14 protein-coding genes are annotated in these 17,790 nt (G+C 75.1%); 6 read left to right on the forward strand and 8 right to left on the reverse strand.

Annotation, left to right across the window (positions count from 1 at the left end):
• Positions 1 to 80: 80 nt before the first annotated feature.
• Complete coding sequence (locus ACQPX6_RS11265; RefSeq protein ID WP_433787383.1) at positions 81 to 1,235, reverse strand: aminotransferase class V-fold PLP-dependent enzyme; 1,155 nt, start codon at positions 1,233 to 1,235, stop codon at positions 81 to 83.
• Positions 1,213 to 2,673 (reverse strand): Si-specific NAD(P)(+) transhydrogenase, encoded by a 1,461-nt coding sequence (gene sthA / locus ACQPX6_RS11270; protein WP_433787384.1) that lies wholly within the window; start codon positions 2,671 to 2,673, stop codon positions 1,213 to 1,215. The genes ACQPX6_RS11265 and sthA overlap by 23 nt, the downstream gene beginning before the upstream one ends.
• A gap of 126 nt (positions 2,674 to 2,799) precedes the next feature.
• Between sthA and ACQPX6_RS11275 the strand changes: the two genes are divergently transcribed.
• A complete protein-coding gene (locus ACQPX6_RS11275) occupies positions 2,800 to 3,873 on the forward strand; it encodes a DUF4192 domain-containing protein (protein WP_433787385.1) in 1,074 nt (357 codons plus the stop codon).
• Positions 3,874 to 3,882: 9 nt separating this feature from the next.
• Here ACQPX6_RS11275 and galE read toward each other — a convergent pair whose 3' ends face one another.
• Together galE and ACQPX6_RS11285 are read right to left on the reverse strand one after the other, a co-directional pair.
• Positions 3,883 to 4,899 (reverse strand): UDP-glucose 4-epimerase GalE, encoded by a 1,017-nt coding sequence (gene galE / locus ACQPX6_RS11280; protein WP_433787386.1) that lies wholly within the window; start codon positions 4,897 to 4,899, stop codon positions 3,883 to 3,885.
• 28 nt (positions 4,900 to 4,927) lie between these two features.
• A complete protein-coding gene (locus ACQPX6_RS11285) occupies positions 4,928 to 5,656 on the reverse strand; it encodes a metal-dependent transcriptional regulator (protein WP_433788248.1) in 729 nt (242 codons plus the stop codon).
• Between the two features lie 84 nt (positions 5,657 to 5,740).
• On the opposite strand from ACQPX6_RS11285, the gene ACQPX6_RS11290 reads away from it, so the two are divergent.
• The 4 genes from ACQPX6_RS11290 to ACQPX6_RS11305 all read left to right on the forward strand — a co-directional run bounded on the left by ACQPX6_RS11290 (position 5,741) and on the right by ACQPX6_RS11305 (position 11,272).
• On the forward strand, positions 5,741 to 6,688 hold the full coding sequence (locus tag ACQPX6_RS11290; RefSeq protein WP_433787387.1) for a sulfurtransferase: 948 nt from the start codon (positions 5,741 to 5,743) through the stop codon (positions 6,686 to 6,688).
• Positions 6,685 to 7,884 (forward strand): acetoin utilization protein AcuC, encoded by a 1,200-nt coding sequence (locus ACQPX6_RS11295; protein WP_433787388.1) that lies wholly within the window; start codon positions 6,685 to 6,687, stop codon positions 7,882 to 7,884. The genes ACQPX6_RS11290 and ACQPX6_RS11295 overlap by 4 nt, the downstream gene beginning before the upstream one ends.
• A 19-nt stretch (positions 7,885 to 7,903) precedes the next feature.
• Entirely contained in the window at positions 7,904 to 10,597 is a 2,694-nt protein-coding gene (locus ACQPX6_RS11300) for a GNAT family N-acetyltransferase (RefSeq protein ID WP_433787389.1), read from the forward strand.
• A 138-nt stretch (positions 10,598 to 10,735) separates the two neighbouring features.
• Positions 10,736 to 11,272, forward strand: a complete 537-nt coding sequence (locus ACQPX6_RS11305; protein WP_433787390.1) for a hypothetical protein — start codon at positions 10,736 to 10,738, stop codon at positions 11,270 to 11,272.
• Positions 11,273 to 11,552: 280 nt separating this feature from the next.
• On the opposite strand, the gene ACQPX6_RS11310 is transcribed toward ACQPX6_RS11305, so the two are convergent.
• From ACQPX6_RS11310 to ACQPX6_RS11320, 3 genes are all read right to left on the reverse strand, one after another.
• Entirely contained in the window at positions 11,553 to 12,536 is a 984-nt protein-coding gene (locus ACQPX6_RS11310; protein ID WP_433787391.1) for a sigma-70 family RNA polymerase sigma factor, read from the reverse strand.
• Positions 12,537 to 12,693: 157 nt separating this feature from the next.
• The gene (gene dtd, locus ACQPX6_RS11315; RefSeq protein ID WP_433787392.1) at positions 12,694 to 13,119 is read right to left on the reverse strand and encodes a D-aminoacyl-tRNA deacylase; all 426 of its coding nucleotides are present in this window, start codon (positions 13,117 to 13,119) and stop codon (positions 12,694 to 12,696) included.
• Between the two features lie 46 nt (positions 13,120 to 13,165).
• Positions 13,166 to 14,638: a DUF7059 domain-containing protein gene (locus tag ACQPX6_RS11320; RefSeq protein ID WP_433787393.1), complete on the reverse strand. Its 1,473-nt coding sequence runs from the start codon at positions 14,636 to 14,638 to the stop codon at positions 13,166 to 13,168.
• 261 nt (positions 14,639 to 14,899) lie between these two features.
• Between ACQPX6_RS11320 and acs the strand changes: the two genes are divergently transcribed.
• Positions 14,900 to 16,846 carry an acetate--CoA ligase gene (gene acs, locus ACQPX6_RS11325; protein ID WP_433787394.1) on the forward strand — a complete coding sequence of 649 codons (1,947 nt, stop codon included), beginning with the start codon at positions 14,900 to 14,902 and terminating at the stop codon, positions 16,844 to 16,846.
• Between the two features lie 84 nt (positions 16,847 to 16,930).
• Here the strand turns inward: acs and ACQPX6_RS11330 are convergent, their stop codons facing one another.
• Positions 16,931 to 17,788 carry a lysophospholipid acyltransferase family protein gene (locus tag ACQPX6_RS11330; protein ID WP_433787395.1) on the reverse strand — a complete coding sequence of 286 codons (858 nt, stop codon included), beginning with the start codon at positions 17,786 to 17,788 and terminating at the stop codon, positions 16,931 to 16,933.
• Positions 17,789 to 17,790: the final 2 nt, after the last annotated feature.

The following is a 17,790-nucleotide window of genomic DNA, read 5'->3' on the forward strand; positions in this document are numbered from 1 at the left end:
AGTCGCTCTTGTCAGCGGAGTGGCGCTGCAGACACTCAACGTCTGCGGCGCCACTCCGCTGACATGTGGCCTGCGTCCGTTCAGCCCAGCAGGGCCGCGAGCTCGCGGGCCGCGGTGCGGGCGTCGCCCAGCGTGACGTAGGGCGCCGCGAAGCCGAAGCGCAGCAGGTCCGGAGGGCGGGCGTCGACCACCACGCCGCGCCGGGCCAGCGCCGCGCACAACCCCTGGGCGTCGCCGACCCGCACCGCCACGTGCCCGCCGCGACGCGCCTGCTCCCGGGGCGTCACCACCTCGACGCCCGCCGGCAGGTCGGCCAGGAACGCGTCGCCCAGGGCCAGCGACGCCGCGTGGACGCCGGCCAGGTCCACCCCGTCGAACACGTCGAGCGCCCCGTCGAGCGCGAGCAGCCCGAGCATCGGCGGCGTGCCCACCCGCAGGCGCCCGACACCCGGCGCCGGCGTCCACGCCTCGGTCATCGCGAACGGGTCGGCGTGCCCCGTCCAGCCCGTCAGCGGAGGGTCGAGGACGTCGTGGTGGCGCTCGGCGACGTAGGCGAACGCCGGCGCGCCCGGGCCGCCGTTGAGGTACTTGTACGTGCAGCCGACGGCGAGGTCCACGCCGAGCGCGTCGAGCTCCACCGGCACCACGCCGGCGGCGTGCGACAGGTCGGCCACCACCACCGCCCCGGCCTCGTGCGCCCGCGCCACGATCGCGCCGAGGTCCCAGCGCTCCCCGGTGCGGAAGTCCACCGCGGGCACGGCCACCACCGCGGTGCGCCCGTCGGGGGCCATGGCGGCCGGCGACGCGGTCTCCAGGGTCAGCCGCGTCAGCCGCGCCACCGAGATCGCGAGGTAGCGGTCGGTGGGGAAGTGGCCGGCGTCGGAGAGCAGCACCGTGCGGTCGGGGCGCAGGCGCGCGGCGGCGACGAGCAGGCCGAAGAGCTGCACCGACGTCGAGTCGCCGACGACGACCTGCCCGGCCGCCGCCCCGACCAGCGGGGCGATCCGGTCCCCGAGCCGCCGAGGCGCCTCCCACCACCCGCAGTCCTCCCAGCCGGCGACGCCGACCGCCGCCCACTGCTCGTCGACCGCCGAGAGCAGCGCCCGCCGGGCCGCGTGGGGCTGGGCGCCGAGGGAGTTGCCGGCGAGGTAGACCGCGTCGCCCTCGTCGGGCGCGCGGGGCAGCGCGAACTGCTCGCGCGCCCAGCCGGGCTCAGGCGAACTGTTCGAGAGCACGGATCTTGTTCGTCGCGTCGAGGGCCGCGACCTTGTAGGCCTCGGAGAGCGTCGGGTAGTTCAGGACGGCGTCGACGAGGTAGTCGACGGTGCCGCCGCAGCCCATGATCGCCTGCCCGATGTGCACGAGCTCGGTGGCCGACGTCCCGAAGACGTGCACCCCGAGCAGCGCGTGGGTGTCGGGCGAGACCAGCAGCTTGAGCATGCCGTAGTCGTCGCCGACGATCTGGCCGCGCGCGAGCTCGCGGTAGCGCGAGATGCCGACCTCGTAGGGCACCGCCGCCTCGGTGAGCTCGGCCTCCGTGGCGCCGCAGTAGCTGACCTCGGGGATCGTGTAGATCCCGAACGGCGCCACCTCGGCCATGGAGTGCACCGGCTCGCCGAACGCGTGGTACGCCGCCTGCCGGCCCTGCTCCATCGACGTCGCCGCCAGCGCGGGGAAGCCGATGACGTCGCCGACGGCGAAGATGTGGGGCACGGCGGTGCGGAACTGGTCGTCGACCTTGAGCCGGCCGCGCGCGTCGGTCTCGAGCCCCGCGCGTTCCACGGCCAGCTCCTCGGTGACGCCCTGGCGCCCCGCGGAGTACATGACGGTCTCGGCGGGGATCTTCTTGCCCGACGCCAGCGTCGTCACGGTGCCGCGCTCGGAGACCGAGACGCCGGCGACCTCCTCGCCGAAGCGGAAGGTGACCGCGAGGTCGCGCAGGTGGAACTTCAGCGACTCGACGACCTCGGCGTCGCAGAAGTCGAGCATCGTCGGGCGCCGCTCGACGACCGTCACGCGCGTGCCGAGAGCGGCGAACATCGAGGCGTACTCGATGCCGATCACCCCGGCGCCGACGACGACCATGCTCGCCGGGATGTTCTCCATCGCGAGGATGCCGTCGGAGTCGACGACGCGACGGTCGTCGAACTCCACCTCCGGCGGGCGCGCCGGCCGCGTGCCGGTGGCGACCACGATGTTCTCGGCGGTGACGTGCTGGTGCTCCCCGCGCCGGTCACCGCGCACCTCGAGGGTGTGCTCGTCGACGAAGCGGGCGGCGCCGGAGAGCAGGTCGACCCGGTTGCGCTGCAGCTGCGCGCGGATGACCTCCTCCTCGCGCCCGATGACGAAGTGGGTGCGCGCGAGCAGGTCCTGGACGGTGATGTCCTGCTTGACCCGGTAGCTCTCGCCGTAGAGCCCGCGCATGGCGTAGCCGGTGAGGTAGAGGACGGCCTCGCGCAGCGTCTTCGACGGGATCGTGCCGGTCTGCGTGCAGACGCCGCCGATCATGCCGCGGCGCTCGACGACGGCGACCCGGCGGCCGAGCTTCGCCGCGGCGATCGCCGCCTTCTGCCCGCCGGGGCCCGAGCCGATGACCAGCAGGTCGTAGTCGTGGCGTGGGGGCTCGGGGCGCGCGTCGTGCGGGGCCTCGCTCGGGGGATCCACCGGGTGCACGGGCCCACCCTCGCCGTCGCGCGGGACCCGGGGCAAGCCGATCTCCGGTGACGGGCTCGTGACGAGTTGTCCACAGGCCCGCGGACCCGCGGGATCCGCCGGGACCCCGCCCGCGTCGGAACCCGTGTGAGCACCGACCACCGCCCCCTCGCCCCCGTCCCCGAGCAGCCCCTGCGGCTGCGCCTGCACGAGCCCGGCGAGCTCGTCGCCGCCGTGCCCCACCTGCTCGGCTTCCGGCCCGCCGAGTCGCTCGTGCTGGTCGCGGTCCACGGCACGGGCCGGCGGCGCCGCCTGGGCGTCGTGGCGCGCGCGGACCTGCCGCCGCCCGACGACGTCGTCACCGTGGTGGCGGCGTGCGCCGACCGGTTGGTGCCCACCGGCCCCGAGGAGGTCACGGCGATCGTGGTCGCCGAGCCGGGGGAGCCGGACCCCGTCGCGCCCCCGCGCCCCGACGTCGCCGACGCCGTGCGCGACGTCTTCACCGCCGACGGCGTGGCGGTGCCCAGCCGGCTGTGGGTGCCGCGCGTCGCTGCCGGCGCGACGTGGCGGTGCTACCCGCCGTGCGACTGCCGCGGCGAGGTCGCGGCCACCGACGACTCCCCGGTGGCCGCCGCCTCGGCCTGGCTCGGGCACGTCACCTACGGCTCCCGCGACGAGCTGGAGGCCTCGCTCGCGCCCGCCGCCCCCGACCCGCGGCTGCGGGCGCGCATCGACGCCGAGGGACGGGCCGCCGTGCTCGACCGCGAGCTGGGCGGTCCCGCGGCGGCCCGCCGCGACCTCGACGCCGTGGTCGCGGCGCGCCGCGAGGTGGCGGCGGGCCGGGTGCTCGGCGACGCGGAGCTGGCGCAGGTCGCGGTGGCGCTGTGCGACCCGCTGGTGCGCGACACCGTGCTCGGCTGGTCGGTCGACGACGACGAGGCGCTGGCGTCTTCCGCGGAGCGGCTGTGGACGCTGCTGGTGCGCGCGCTGCCCGCCCCCGAGGTCGCCGAGCCCGCGGTGCTGCTCGCGTGCGCGCTGCTCGTGCGCGGCGGGTCCGCGCTCGTCGGCGTCGCCCTCGAGCGCGCCCGCGACGCCGACCCCGCCCACCGGCTGTCCGGGCTGGTCAGCGCCCTGCTCACCACCGGTGCGGGCCCGGCGGCGGTGCGGGAGGTCGTGCGCGACGCGGCCGCTGAGTCGGCGGCACGTCTGGGTGCCGGGTGAGGGGGTGCCTCAGGCGCGCGACCGGGCGAACGCCCAGGCGTCGGCCACGATGCCGTCGAGGTCGGTGTGGGTCGGCTTCCAGCCCAGGAGGTCCCGGGCGCGGGCGGAGGAGGCCACGAGCACGCCCGGGTCGCCGGCGCGGCGGGGCGCGGTGCGCGCCGGGATCGGGTGCCCGGTGACGCGGCGGCACGCCTCGATCACCTCGAGCACCGAGAAGCCGTGGCCGTTGCCGAGGTTGCACACGAGGTGCCCGACGGCGGATGCCTCGCCGCGGGCCAGCAGGTCGAGGGCGAGCAGGTGGGCCTCGGCGAGGTCGTCGATGTGGATGTAGTCGCGGACGCACGTGCCGTCCGGGGTCGGCCAGTCGTCGCCGTAGACCGCGATCTCCTCGCGCTGCCCGAGGGCCACCTGGAGCACCAGCGGGATGAGGTGGGTCTCGACGGTGTGCCGCTCGCCCAGGGCCGGGACACCGGTCGCGTCGTCACTGCCGGAGAGGGTGCCGTGCGCGCCCGCGACGTTGAAGTAGCGCAGGCTCACCGCCCCGAACGCACCGCCCGAGGCGGCCGCGTAGTTGGCGATCGCCAGGTCGACGGCCAGCTTGGTGGCGCCGTAGGTGTTGGTCGGCCGGGTCGGGGCGTCCTCGGAGATCGGCGACGACTCCGGCTCGCCGTAGGTGGCGGCGCTGGACGAGAACACCAGGCGCGGCACGCCGTGGCGGCGCAGGGCGTCGAGCAGCGCGACCGTGGTGACGACGTTGCCGTGCCAGTACTTCGCCGGCTGCTCGGTCGACTCGCCGACCAGCGAGCGGGCCGCGCAGTGCACCACCCCGTCGACGTCCCCGGAGCCCAGCACCTCGTCGGCGACCTCGGCGACGTCGCCCACCACGAGCCGGGCGCCCTCGGGCACGGCGTCGCGGTGCCCGGTGGTGAGGTCGTCGATCGCCACCACGTCGTGCCCGGCGTCGAGCAGGTGCCGCGCGCACACACTGCCGACGTACCCTGCCCCGCCCGTGACCACCAGCGTCATGGCGGCCAGTGTGCCAAGGGCGGATCCGCTACTGCGCGCGCACCAGCACCGCGTGGGCCACGAGCGGGTCGACCTCGGCCTGGTTGCCCTGGTGCCCCACGCCGACGGCGTCGCCGAAGCGCGGGATGGCGACGACGTCGACGTCGCTGCCGGGCAGCACGCCGGCGCTCTTGAGGTGCGCCATGAGCGGCTCGTTGAGCTGGATGTGCTCGGCGATGCGGCGCACCTCGACCTTGCCGCCGCCGCTGCGGGCGAACTCGTCGAGACGCACGAGCCCGGCGTCGTCGGGCGTGGGCGTGCGCATCGGGGCGGTGATCTCGCCGTCGATCTCGGTGCCGCTGCGCAGCGCGTCGAGACCGGGGATCGGGTTGCCGTAGGGGGACACCGAGGGCTCGCCGAGCAGGGTGAACAGCTTGCGCTCGACCGCGTCGCTCATCACGTGCTCCCAGCGGCACGCCTCGACGTGGACGTGCTCCCACTCGAGCCCGATGACGTTGACCAGCAGCAGCTCGGCGAGGCGGTGCTTGCGCATCACGGCCACCGCCTTGGCGCGTCCGCCGGGCGTGAGTTCGAGGTGGCGGTCGCCCGCCACGTGCACGAGGCCGTCGCGCTCCATCCGGGCGACGGTCTGGCTCACGGTGGGGCCGCTCTGCTCCAGACGCTCGGCGATGCGGGCTCGCAGGGGGACGACCCCTTCCTCCTCGAGCTCGTAGATCGTCCGGAGGTACATCTCGGTGGTGTCGATGAGGTCGTTCATGTCCACCCCTTTCCGCTGCTCCATGCTACCGAGCCCGTCGACACCGGGCGGCGGTGACGCCCTGTGGCAGGGCACGATCGCGGAATGACCACCACACCGACGTCACCGGGTCCCCTGCCCACTCCGGTCGTGGGGGTCGACTGGCTCCGCGAGGCCCTCACCCGGGACGAGGGACGCCCCGTGGTCCTCGACGTGCGGTGGACGCTGCGCCCGCCGCCGAAGACGGCCAAGGAGCGCAAGGCCGCGGCGCGCGAGGACCCGCCCGGTCTGGTCGAGCACGACGCGGGGCACGTGCCGGGGGCGGTGTACGTCGACCTCGACACCGAGCTCGCCGGGCCGCCCGGACCGGCCGGCCGCCACCCGCTGCCCGACCCCGACGTCGTCGAGGAGACGCTGCAGCGCGCGGGCGCCGGGCCGGACTCCGAGATCGTCGTCTACGACGGCGGCGACGGCATGGCCGCCGCGCGCGCCTGGTGGGTGCTGCGCTGGGCCGGGGTGCGCGCCGACCGGGTCGCGGTGCTCGACGGCGGGTGGCCCGCCTGGACCGCGGCGGGCGGCGAGGTCGTCGCGGGCGGCGAGGGCGTGCGCCGCCCCGGCCGGCTGCGGGTCGACGCGGGGCGGATGCCCGTCCTCACCGCGGAGGCGGCCGCCGGCGTCGCGGACGCGTCCGAGGGCGTCCTGCTCGACGGGCGGGCGGCCGCGCGCTTCCGTGGCGAGACCGAGCCGATCGACCCGGTCGCGGGCCACGTGCCGGGGGCGGCGAACCTGCCGGCCGCGTCGCTGCTCGGCGACGACGGCCGCTGGCGGGCGCCCGAGGACGCCGCCGCGGCGCTGGGCCCGCTGGTCGAGGGTGCCGGGGCGGTCGGGGCCTACTGCGGCTCCGGGGTGAGCGCGGCGATGCTCGTGCTCGGGCTCGAGCACGCGGGCCTGCGCCCGTCCGACGACCCCGCCGCGCTCTACGTCGGGAGCTGGTCGCACTGGTGCGGCACAGGACGAGCCGTCGAGACCGGTCCCGGTACCGTCGCCCCGTGACCAGCTCCGGGGCGCCGACGATCGATCCGGCCCGCGTGGCCGTGGTGTGGGACGAGAGCCTGCTCGGCTACAAGCTCTCCGAGTCCCACCCCCTGCACCCGGTGCGCCTCGACCTCACGATGCGCCTCGCGCGCTCGCTCGGGGTGCTCGAGGGCGTCGACCTGCTGACCCCGACGATGGCCCCCGACGAGGAGCTGCGCAGGGTCCACGTCGCCAGCTACCTCGACGCGGTGCGCGCCGCCCCGGAGCACGGCGACGACATCGCCCACCAGCTCGGGACGTCGGACAACCCGATCTTCCCGGGCATGCACGAGGCCAGCGCCCTGGCCACCGGGGCGTCGATCGTCGCGGCCCGCGAGATCGCCGAGGGCCGCGCCGACCGGGCCGTGAACATCGCCGGCGGGCTGCACCACGCGATGGCCGACCACGCCTGGGGCTTCTGCGTCTACAACGACTGCGCCGTGGCGATCTCGTGGCTGCTCGACCACGGCTACGAGCGCATCGCCTACCTCGACACCGACGTCCACCACGGCGACGGGGTGCAGGCCGCGTTCTACGACGACGACCGCGTGCTGACGATCTCGATGCACCAGCACCCGCGCACGCTGTGGCCGGGCACCGGCTTCCCCTCCGAGCTCGGTGGCGGCACGGCCTCGGGCACGGCGGTGAACCTGGCGCTGCCGCCGGGCACCCGCGACGCCGGCTGGCAGCGCGCCTTCCACGCCGTGGTCCCGTCGCTGTTGGGCGCCTTCCGGCCGCAGATCCTCGTCACCCAGTGCGGCGTCGACACCCACCACGAGGACCCGCTGGCCGACCTGTCGCTCTCGGTCGACGGGCACCGCGCGATCTACCGGCACCTGCGCCGGCTCGCGGCCGAGTACAGCGACGGCAAGTGGCTCGCCCTCGGCGGGGGCGGTTACGGGCTCTACCGCGCGGTACCCCGGTCCTGGACCCACCTGCTCGCCACCGTGCTCGACCGTGACGTCGACCCGGCCCGCCCGCTCCCCGCGGACTGGACGTCGTACGCGTCGACCAAGTCCCGCCGCCCGCTGCCCACGTCGATGACCGAGGAGGCCCCGACCGACTTCGAGCGGTGGGGCGGCTTCACCGAGGTCGAGGTCGACCCCTTCCTGCTCGAGACCCGCCGCGCGGTCTTCCCGCTGCACGGCCTCGACCCCGCGGACACCCGCGACTGACCCCCACCGAGGGCGAGGAATGACCGACACGGCGGACCCCGACGCCACGACCGCTGAGGTCCGGGCGATCCCCGGCGCTCCCTACCCGGCCCACTGGGAGGCCGACGTCGTCGCCTCCGACGGGGCGACCGCGCACCTGCGCCCCATCTCGGCCGACGACGCCGACGACGTGGTGGCCTTCCACGCGCGGCTCTCGGACCGGACGCGCTACTTCCGCTACTTCAGCCCCTACCCGCGCATCCCCGAGCGCGACCTCAAGAACTTCGTCGAGGTCGACCACCACGACCGCGTCGCCCTCGTGCTCTGGCTCGGCCGGGAGATCATCGCGATCGGCCGCTACGTGCGGCTCGCGCAGACCGGGGCCGCCGAGGTGGCGTTCGTCGTGCGCGACGACCACCAGGGCCGCGGGCTGGGCTCCATCCTGCTCGAGCACCTCGCGGCCGCCGCCCGCGAGTGCGGGCTGACGCGCTTCGTCGCCGAGGTGCTCACCGAGAACCACCAGATGGTGCGCGTGTTCCGCGACGCGGGCTTCGAGGTCAGCCGGGCGCTCGAGGGCTCGACGCTGCACCTGGAGTTCGACGTCGCCTCGACGTCGAAGTCCCGCGAGGTGCAGCTCGCCCGCGAGCAGCGCTCCGAGGCCCGCAGCGTCGCAGGAGTCCTCGCCCCGCGGTCGGTGGCCGTCGTGGGCGCCTCGCCGGACGAGAACAAGATCGGCCAGGTCGTGCTCGCGAACCTGCTGCGCGGCGGGTTCACCGGCCCCGTCTACCCGGTGCACCCCGAGGCCCGGTCGGTGCGCGGCGTGCGCGCCTACCCGACGGTCACCGACATCCCCGACGACGTCGACCTCGCGGTGCTGGCGGTGCCGCCCGACGAGGTGCCCGGGGTGTTCGACGCCTGCCTCGAGAAGGGGGTGCGCGGGCTCGTCGTCATCACCTCCGGGTTCGGCGAGACCGGGCCGACGGGGCTGGCGGCGCAGCGCGAGCTCGTCACCACGGCCCGGGCCAACGGGATGCGCGTGGTGGGGCCCAGCGCGCTCGGCGTCGTCAACCGGGCCGCCGCGGTGTCGCTCAACGCCTCGCTGGCCCCGACCCTGCCCCCGCCCGGCCGCGTGGGGTTCTTCAGCCAGTCCGGGGCGCTGGGCATCCAGATCCTCGCGGCGGCCGCCGAGCGCCGCCTCGGGCTGTCGACGTTCGTCTCGGCCGGCAACCGCGCCGACCTGTCGGGCAACGACCTGCTCCAGTACTGGGACACCGATCCCGACACCGACGTCGTGCTGCTCTACCTCGAGTCGTTCGGCAACCCACGCAAGTTCGCCCGGCTCGCCCGGCGCCTGGCGCGGCGCAAGCCGGTGGTGGCGGTCAAGAGCGGCCGCCACGTCGCCGCCGCGCCGGGACTGGCGGCCGCCGCCCAGCCGATCGACGACGCCGCGGTCGGGGCGGTGTTCGACCAGTCCGGGGTCATCCGGGTCGACTCGGTCGACGAGCTGTTCGACGCCGCCCAGCTGCTGGCCCACCAGCCGCTGCCGCCGGGCCCGCGCGTGGGCATCGTCGGCAACTCGACGGCCCTGGGCGTGCTCGCCGCGGACGTCGTGCTCGCGCAGGGGCTCTTCCTGGCCCGCGACCCCGTCGACCTCGGTACGTCCGCCGGGGCCGACGTTCTGCACGCCGCCGTGGCCGACCTGCTCGCCGACGACCAGTGCGACGCGCTCGTCGTCGTGTTCGTCCCGGCGATCACGACCGACCCGACGGACCACGCGCGCGCGCTCGCCGCCGCCGTGCGCGGCGCCGAGAAGCCGGTGGTGTCGACGTTCCTGGCCTCGGAGGGCGTGCCCGAGGTGCTCGAGGTCTCCGACGGCGACGGCGGCGGGCCCCAGCGGGGCAGCATCCCGTCCTACCCGAGCCCGGAGCGCGCGGTCCTCGCGCTGGCCCGGGCCGTGCGCTACACGCAGTGGCGCTCGCGGCCCGTCGGCGCGTTCGTCGTGCCCGAGGGCGTCGACGTCGAGGCCGCCCGCGCGCTCGTCGCCGAGATCGCGCCGAGCCCGCGCACGCTGCTCACCGACGAGCAGGCCGACGCGCTGCTGCGCTGCGTCGGGGTGGTGGTGGCGCCGTTCCGCCGGGTGCGCTCGGCCGAGGACGCCAACGCCGTGGCCCGCGAGCTGGGCGGCGCGGTGGTGCTCAAGACCGCCGACCGGCGCTGGCGGCACCGCTCCGACCTGCGCGGGGTGCACGTCGGGCTCACCGAGGCCCAGGCCATCGCCACGGCCTACCACCAGCTCGTCGAGCTGTCGGGCTCCGACGAGGTGTACGTGCAGGTCCAGGCGCCGCCCGGCATCCCGTGCGTCGTCGAGGTCCGCGATGACCCGTCGTTCGGCTCGCTGATCTCGTTCGGCCTGGCCGGTGTGGTGGGGGAGCTGCTCGGCGACCGCGCCTACCGCGCCACACCGCTGTCGACGATGGACGCCGCGACGCTGGTCCGCGCGCCCCGCGCGGCGCCGCTGCTCGACGGCTACCGCGGCGCCCGCCGGGCGGACCTGCCCGCGCTCGAGGACCTGGTGCTGCGCATCGGCGTGCTCGCCGACGCGGTGCCGGAGATCCGCTCGCTCGTGCTCGACCCGGTGCTCGCCGCCGAGCGGGGCGCGCACGCCACCGGCGTGACCGTGGTGCTCGGCCCGCCGCCGGGCCCCCGCGACGGCGGTCCGCGCCGTCTGCGCTGACCGGGTGCGCTGCCGCGCAGGTGAGCACTTCTCGGTGCCGGAGCACCGAGAGGTGCTCACGTGCACGCAGTGCACCTCGAAGGAGTGACCGCGCCGGGGCGGCGTGACGCCCCGGCGCGCCCTACCGTTTCCCGGACCATGAGCACCCCCTCGGCGTCGGCCCGCGCGGCGCTCGCGCTCGTCCGCGGCGCCCTGCGCCCGGTCCTGCTCGCGGCCGCGCTGACCGGTGGGGTCCTGCTGGCCGCGGGCTGCGGCGGGCCGGGGGAGGAGGCGCCGCTGCCCGAGTCCTCCACCCTGCCGACGGCGGCACCGCCGGACTCGGGGGGTACGCGACCGGTGCCCACGACGCCCGACCCGCTGGTGGCGACCCCGCCCGCCGGGGCCACGGCCCTGCCGGCCGCGCGGGTGGACGCGTCGGCGCTGCCCGCGGGGCTGGCGCCGCTGGTGTGGACGCGCGACGACCGGACGGTCGGGGCCTACGGGCGCGGCGGGGGGTGCACGGACGCACGGCTGGAGGTCGTCGAGCAGGGACCCGAGCGGGTCGTGCTGCGCGTGGTGCAGTTCAGCACCGGCCCGGGACCGTGCACGCGGGAGCTGATCTATCCGCCGCTGGAGGCGGCGCTCGAGGCGCCGCTGGGGGAGCGCCCGGTGGTGCTCACGGGCGTCGTGGCCTGAGGCCCGATCAGCCGAGGGGGAGAAAATGCCGGAAGACCGGGCCGGCCCCCGACCGTCCCGGTCTCCCGTCGCCGACGGGCACCCGGATCGCGGGTCCGTCACGTGGTCTGTGGCCGGGCCGGAGGACTCCACGTGAGTGGAGTCACACCCGGCCCGTGCTGGTCGGCCTGCCGTTACCGGCGAGTCACCGTCAATGCGGAGTTCGGGCGGAACGCACCGGACCGATCCCGTCACGGTGCGTCCCCGAACGCCCGGTCGGCCCCTCGCGGGGCCGGCCGGGTCAGCTGGCCGCGTAGTCCTTCAGCCGGCGGGCGCGGTCGCCGTCGCGGAGCTTGACCATGACCTCGCGCTCGATCTGGCGCACCCGCTCGCGGGAGAGCCCGAACTGCCGGCCGATCTGGTCGAGCGTGCGCGGCTGGCCGTCGTCGAGGCCGTAGCGCAGCCGGATGACGTTCTGCTCGCGCTCGTCCAGCGTCGCGATGACGCGGCGCATGTCGTCGTGGAGCAGGCCCGAGATGACCGTCGACTCGGCGTCGGTGGCCTCGGCGTCCTCGATGAAGTCCCCGAGCGGGGCCTCCTCCTCGGACCCGACCGGCATGTCCAGGCTCACCGGGTCGCGGCTGTGGTCGAGCAGGTCGGCGACCTTCTCGACCGCGATGCCCGACTCCTCGGCCAGCTCCTCGTGCGTGGCCTCGCGGCCGAGGGTCTGGTGCAGGTCACGCTTGATGCGGGCCAGCTTGTTGACCTGCTCGACCAGGTGGACGGGCAGGCGGATGGTGCGGGCCTGGTCGGCCATGCCGCGGGTGATCGCCTGGCGGATCCACCACGTGGCGTAGGTCGAGAACTTGAAGCCCTTCGCGTAGTCGAACTTCTCGACCGCGCGGATCAGGCCGAGGTTGCCCTCCTGGATCAGGTCCAGCAGCGGCATGCCGCGGCCGGTGTAGCGCTTGGCCAGCGAGACGACCAGGCGCAGGTTGGCCTCGAGCAGGTGTGCGCGCGCCCGCCGGCCGTCGCGGACCACGGCCCGCAGGTCGGTGGCGCGCTGGCCGTCGACGTCCTCGGACTCGAGCAGGTGCGCCGCGTACACGCCCGCCTCGATGCGCTTGGCGAGCTCCACCTCGTCGGCGGCCGTCAGCAGCGCGGTCTTTCCGATACCGTTGAGGTAGACGCGGACGAGGTCCGCTGCAGGGCCCTGGGCGTCGAGGTCGCTCTCCGAGGGAACGGCCGCGTCGGGGCCGGTCTGCGGTGCGAGTGTCGCCGTCATTGCTTCCTCCCTGCGCGGCGCTGAGATGCTGGGGCGCCGCGTCATCTGGTCGAACGCGTCGAGGGCGGCGTTCGTTCCCGGCCTGGGATACAACAGGGGGATGCCCGGTGTGGCGCGCACGACGCATGGCGCGCGCCACCGTCCGACAACCGTTCGGCTACACCTCGACAAGCACCGTGAACGGTCCGTCGTTCGCTGACTCGACCCGCATGTCGGCCCCGAACTCGCCCTCCGCGACGCTCGCCCCGCGGCCCCGCAGCGCGGCCACGACGGCGTCCACGGCGTCGCGGGCCGCCGCGGGCGGCGCGGCCGCCGACCACGACGGCCGCCGGCCCTTGCGGGTGTCGCCGTAGAGCGTGAACTGGCTGACCACCAGCAGGCCCGCGCCCGTCTCGGCGCACGAGCGCTCGTCGCGCAGCAGCCGCAGCTCGTGCAGCTTGCGCGCCATCGCCGCGGGCGCCTCGGGCCCGTCGTCGCGGTGCACGCCGAGCAGGACGAGCAGCCCGGGCTCGGTGAGCTCGCCGACCACCGCGTCGTCGACCACCACCCGCGCCCACGACACGCGGCTCACGACGGCTCTCACCGGGCCGCCCCCCTCACCGGGCCGCCCCCCTCACCGCGCCGCCCCCTCACCGGGCCGTCAGCATCCCGTGGCGCACGAGGTCCCGGACGACGGGCAGCGCGGCGCGGGCGAGCTCGGCGGCGTCGCGCCCGTGGGCCAGCGCGAGCAGGTCGAGGAGGTCGCGCAGGGGCAGGTGGCCTCGGCAGCCCGCGAGCAGGGCGACGCCCAGCTCGTCGACGTCGTGGCGCCACGGCGGGCCGTCGAGGCGCACCAGCGTCGCCGCGACCGGGGACCACCCCTCGTCGGTGGACACCAGCCCGCGCTCGAGGGCGACCGTCTCGGGCACGAGCAGCCGCTCGTCGAGCAGGGCGTCGCCGGGCCGGTCGGCCAGCCAGGCGGTGCGGTCGAGCCACGCCTCGATCTCGGGGCCGAGCGGGTCGTCGTGGGACTGGCGCAGGTCCTCGCAGACCACCGTCCCCGCGACGTCCGGGGCCGTGCGCCGCAGCGTGACGAAGCCGAAGCCGATCGCGCCCACCCCGGCCCCCGCGAGCCAGTCCAGCCACCGCTCCGAGAGCTCCGTGCCCTGCGGCGAGGCGGGGTCGACGCCCGCGTCGCGCAACCACGTGCCGACGTGCAGGGCCGGATCGGCGACGTCGCGCTGCACCACCCAGGCGTCCAGCCCGCCCGGGGTGGCCGCCGCCGCGGCCTGCGCGAGCCAGGTGCGGGGGCGCTCGGTCCAGTCCTCCGAGGCGATCAACCACGACGCGAGCAGCTGGGCCACGCCGCCCTCGGCCAGGTACCCGGGCAGCCGGCCGACGAGCAGCGCGCTCGCGCCGTCGCCGCCCAGCCCGGCGTCGCGGTAGACGTGCTCGACCTGCGGCGGGCCCGGCACGAACGGCGGGTTGCTGACGATCTGGTCGAACCGGCGGCCCGCGACCGGCTCGAGCCACGATCCGGCGAGGCACGCGACCTCCGCCCCGGAGAGCGCGAACGTCACCCGCGCCATCGCCAGCGCGCGCTCCGAGACGTCGGTGGCGGTCAGCGACCGTGCGTGGCCCGAGGCGTGCAGGACCTGCACCCCGCACCCGGTGCCCACGTCGAGCAGGGTGTCCACGGGCCGGCGCACCATCGCCCGGGCCAGCGACATCGACGCCGCCCCGGTGCCCAGCACGTGCTCCCGGTCAGCGGTCCGGCCCCCGGGCGCCACCTCCAGGTCCGACAGCACCCACCACGGCGGCGCGTCGGGGAGGCCGGCGTCGGCGTGGGGACGCAGGTCCAGGGCGGCGGCGACCTGCCCGTCCTCGGTCCGCAGCAGCCCCGCAGTCACCGCCTCGTCGAGGTCGACGGGGTCGAGCGCGGCGGCCACCTCGGCGCGGGGCAGCGCGTCACCGAGCAGGAACAGGCGCACCAGCGTGCCCGCGTCCCCGGCGGCGCGGACCGCGCGGCGCGCCGGTGTCGTCTCCCCGCGGTCCAGCGCCGCGCGGGCGCCGGGACCCAGCAGCGCCGCGACCCCGTCGACGGTGAAGCCCCCGCGGATCATGGCGAGGCGTAAGCCACGCCACATTCGGGCACTACGCACGTCGACCCCGTCGACGTGGACACGGTCCGGGTCGGTGAGGTCGGGCACAGGGGAGATCGTCACACCCGCAGGTGGCGACGATCTCCGCCACCCGGTCCCGGCCCCTCCGATCGCACCGTTGCCGCAGACGGGGATGTGCGTGACGCTGCGCACAACAGCAGTGGCACCGGCGGTCCTGTGGCGCCCGCCGGTGTGCGGACGACGACCGGGAGGCACACGCGGATGTCGGAGCAGTCGACGACCACCAGCCAGGAGGGGAAGACGTACTCGCCGGACCCCGAGCTGTCGAAGACGGCGAACGCCCGGCCGGAGATGAAGGACCAGGACCTCGAGACGTTCTGGGACGAGCAGGCCAAGGACAAGATCAGCTGGTTCGAGCCGTACGACACCGTCCTCGAGTGGAACCTGCCCTACGCGAAGTGGTTCGGGGGCGGCAAGCTCAACGCCTGTTACAACTGCGTCGACCGCCACGTCGAGAACGGCAAGGGCGACAAGGTCGCGCTGCACGTCGTCCCCGACGACGGCCCCGACTCCTCCGAGGCCCGCGACATCACGTTCGCGCAGCTCCAGGAGCAGGTCGTCAAGCTGGCCAACGGGCTCAAGAAGCTCGGGGTCGGCAAGGGCGTACCGGTCGGCATCTACATGCAGATGATCCCCGAGGCCGTGGTGGCCATGCTGGCCTGCGCGCGTCTCGGCGCCCCGCACACCGTGGTCTTCGGCGGCTTCAGCGGCAAGGCCGTGGCCGAGCGCTGCAACGACCTCGAGTGCAAGGTCCTCATCACCCAGGACGAGGCGATGCGCGGCGGCAAGGCCGGCGCGCAGAAGACCAACGCCGACGAGGGGCTCGACGCCGGGCCCACCACGGTCGAGAAGGTCGTCGTGGTCAAGCGCTCCGGCGCCGACATCCCGATGGGCGACCGCGACGTCTACCTGGACGACCTCGTCAGCGACGAGTCCGGGGACGCCGAGAGCTGCCCGTGCGAGCCGATGGAGTCCGAGGACCTGCTGTTCCTCCTCTACACCTCGGGCTCGACGGGCAAGCCCAAGGGCGTCGTGCACACCACCGGCGGCTACCTCGTCGGCACGGCGACCACCCACAACCTGGTGTTCGACGTCAAGGACGACTCGGTCTACTGGTGCGCCGCCGACATCGGCTGGATCACCGGGCACAGCTACATCACGTACGGCCCCTTGGCCAACGGCTGCACCTCGATCCTGTTCGAGGGCGTCCCCGGCTACCCGGACAAGGACGTCTGGTGGCGGATCATCGACAAGTACGGGGTGACGATCCTCTACACCTCGCCGACGGCGATCAAGTCGCACATGAAGGCGGGCGAGTCGTACCTCGAGGGCCACGACCTGTCGTCGATCAAGATCCTCGGCAGCGTCGGTGAGCCCATCAATCCCGACGTGTGGGAGTGGTACCGCGACCACGTCGGCGGCGGCAAGGCGCCGATCATGGACACGTGGTGGCAGACCGAGACCGGGCACATCCTCATCACGCCGCTGCCCGGCATCACCACCCTGAAGCCGGGGTCGGCCCAGCAGCCGTTCCCGGGCGTGCGCCCGGAGGTGCGCGACGACGAGGGCAACGTCCTCGAGGTCGAGCAGACCGGCAACCTCGTCCTCAAGGCGCCGTGGCCCGGCATGATGCGGACGCTGTACAACGACGACGAGCGGTTCCGCGAGACGTACTGGTCCAAGTACTCCGACGCGTACTTCGCCGGTGACGGGGCCAAGTACGACAAGGACGGCGACATCCAGCTGATGGGTCGCATCGACGACGTCGTCAACGTCTCCGGCCACCGGCTCTCGACCTTCGAGGTGGAGAGCGCGCTGCTGGAGCACGCCGACGTCGCCGAGGCCGCCGTCGCCGCCCGCAAGGACGACGACACGGGCCAGGCGATCATCGCGTTCGTCTCGCTCCGGGGCGACAAGCAGGGCACCGAGGAGCTGGAGCAGGCCCTGCGCGAGCAGGTGGCCCAGTCGATCGGCAAGCTGGCCCGGCCCGCGACGGTGATCTTCGCGCACGACCTGCCGAAGACCCGGTCGGGCAAGATCATGCGCCGGCTGCTCAAGAACATCGCCGAGGGCGAGGAGCTGGGCGACACCAGCACCCTCGTGGACCCGACGGTGGTCGACGAGATGCAGAAGCAGGTCAACGGGTAGGCACGTCACGCCCGTTTCGAGCGAAGGGCACCATCGGTCGGTTCTCCCGAGCGGTGGTGCCCTTCGCTCGTTCTCGGGGGCGGCTCAGCCGACGGCGGGCTGCTCGGCGCCGTCGCGGGGCTCGGGACGCGCTGGGGGTTCCTCGCCGCGCAGCACGGCGAGCTGCTCGGTGATCCGGCCCATGATGCGGTCGGTGGCCTCCTGCAGCGCCCGGCGCCCGATGCGGCCCGCGCGCAGGTCGTCCAGGGCGACCGGCGGGCCGGCGAGCACCCGCAGCGTCGCGCGCGGGACGAGGGTGGGCCGTGACGCCGACGGGGGCAGCAGGTGGTTCGAGCCCCACTGGGCGACGGGGATGACGGGCGCCCCGGTCTCGAGCGCGATGCGCGCGACGCCGCTGCGGGCGGCGCGGGGCCAGCCGTCGGAGTGCTCGGCGAACCCGCCCTCGGGGTACAGGACGACGACCTCGCCGCGGCGCACCGCCTCCACCGCGGCCCGGTAGGCCTCGACGCCGGAGGCGCGCCGGTCGACGGGGATGTGCCGGCCGCCGCGCAGGGGCGCGCCGACCACCGTCATGCCCCACAGCTCCTTCATGGCCAGGAAGCGGGGCACGCGACCCTGGGCCACCACGTAGGACACGAGCACGATCGGGTCGACGTGCGAGAGGTGGTTGACCGCGAGCAGCGCCCCGCCCGTCGTCGGCACCTGGCGCCCGCCGCGGAAGTCCCAGCGCGCGACGGCCATGAGCACCGGCCACAGGACGTCGATGGCGAAGCCGTACCAGAAGCCCCGGTCGCGGCGGGGGTAGAGCACCCAGATCGCGAGCTTGCGCCACAGCCGGATGCCGCGGCCCGACCGTCGCCGGTCGTGGGCCTGGGAGATCCGCCGGAGCAGGTCCTGACGCGCCATGCCCCGGATCATGTCGGCCGCGGCGGTCGCCCGCATGC

Source organism: Actinomycetospora sp. CA-101289 (assembly GCF_050955895.1).
Taxonomy (GTDB): Bacteria; Actinomycetota; Actinomycetes; order Mycobacteriales; family Pseudonocardiaceae; genus Actinomycetospora.

Coding starts and splice junctions, on each gene's coding strand:
- galE (WP_433787386.1), bottom strand. CDS start 4,899: ATGACGCTGGTGGTCACGGGCGGGGCAGGGTACGTCGGCAGTGTGTGC.
- ACQPX6_RS11285 (WP_433788248.1), bottom strand. CDS start 5,656: ATGAACGACCTCATCGACACCACCGAGATGTACCTCCGGACGATCTAC.
- ACQPX6_RS11290 (WP_433787387.1), top strand. CDS start 5,741: ATGACCACCACACCGACGTCACCGGGTCCCCTGCCCACTCCGGTCGTG.
- ACQPX6_RS11300 (WP_433787389.1), top strand. CDS start 7,904: ATGACCGACACGGCGGACCCCGACGCCACGACCGCTGAGGTCCGGGCG.
- ACQPX6_RS11305 (WP_433787390.1), top strand. CDS start 10,736: ATGAGCACCCCCTCGGCGTCGGCCCGCGCGGCGCTCGCGCTCGTCCGC.
- ACQPX6_RS11310 (WP_433787391.1), bottom strand. CDS start 12,536: ATGACGGCGACACTCGCACCGCAGACCGGCCCCGACGCGGCCGTTCCC.
- ACQPX6_RS11320 (WP_433787393.1), bottom strand. CDS start 14,638: ATGATCCGCGGGGGCTTCACCGTCGACGGGGTCGCGGCGCTGCTGGGT.
- acs (WP_433787394.1), top strand. CDS start 14,900: ATGTCGGAGCAGTCGACGACCACCAGCCAGGAGGGGAAGACGTACTCG.
- ACQPX6_RS11330 (WP_433787395.1), bottom strand. CDS start 17,788: ATGCGGGCGACCGCCGCGGCCGACATGATCCGGGGCATGGCGCGTCAG.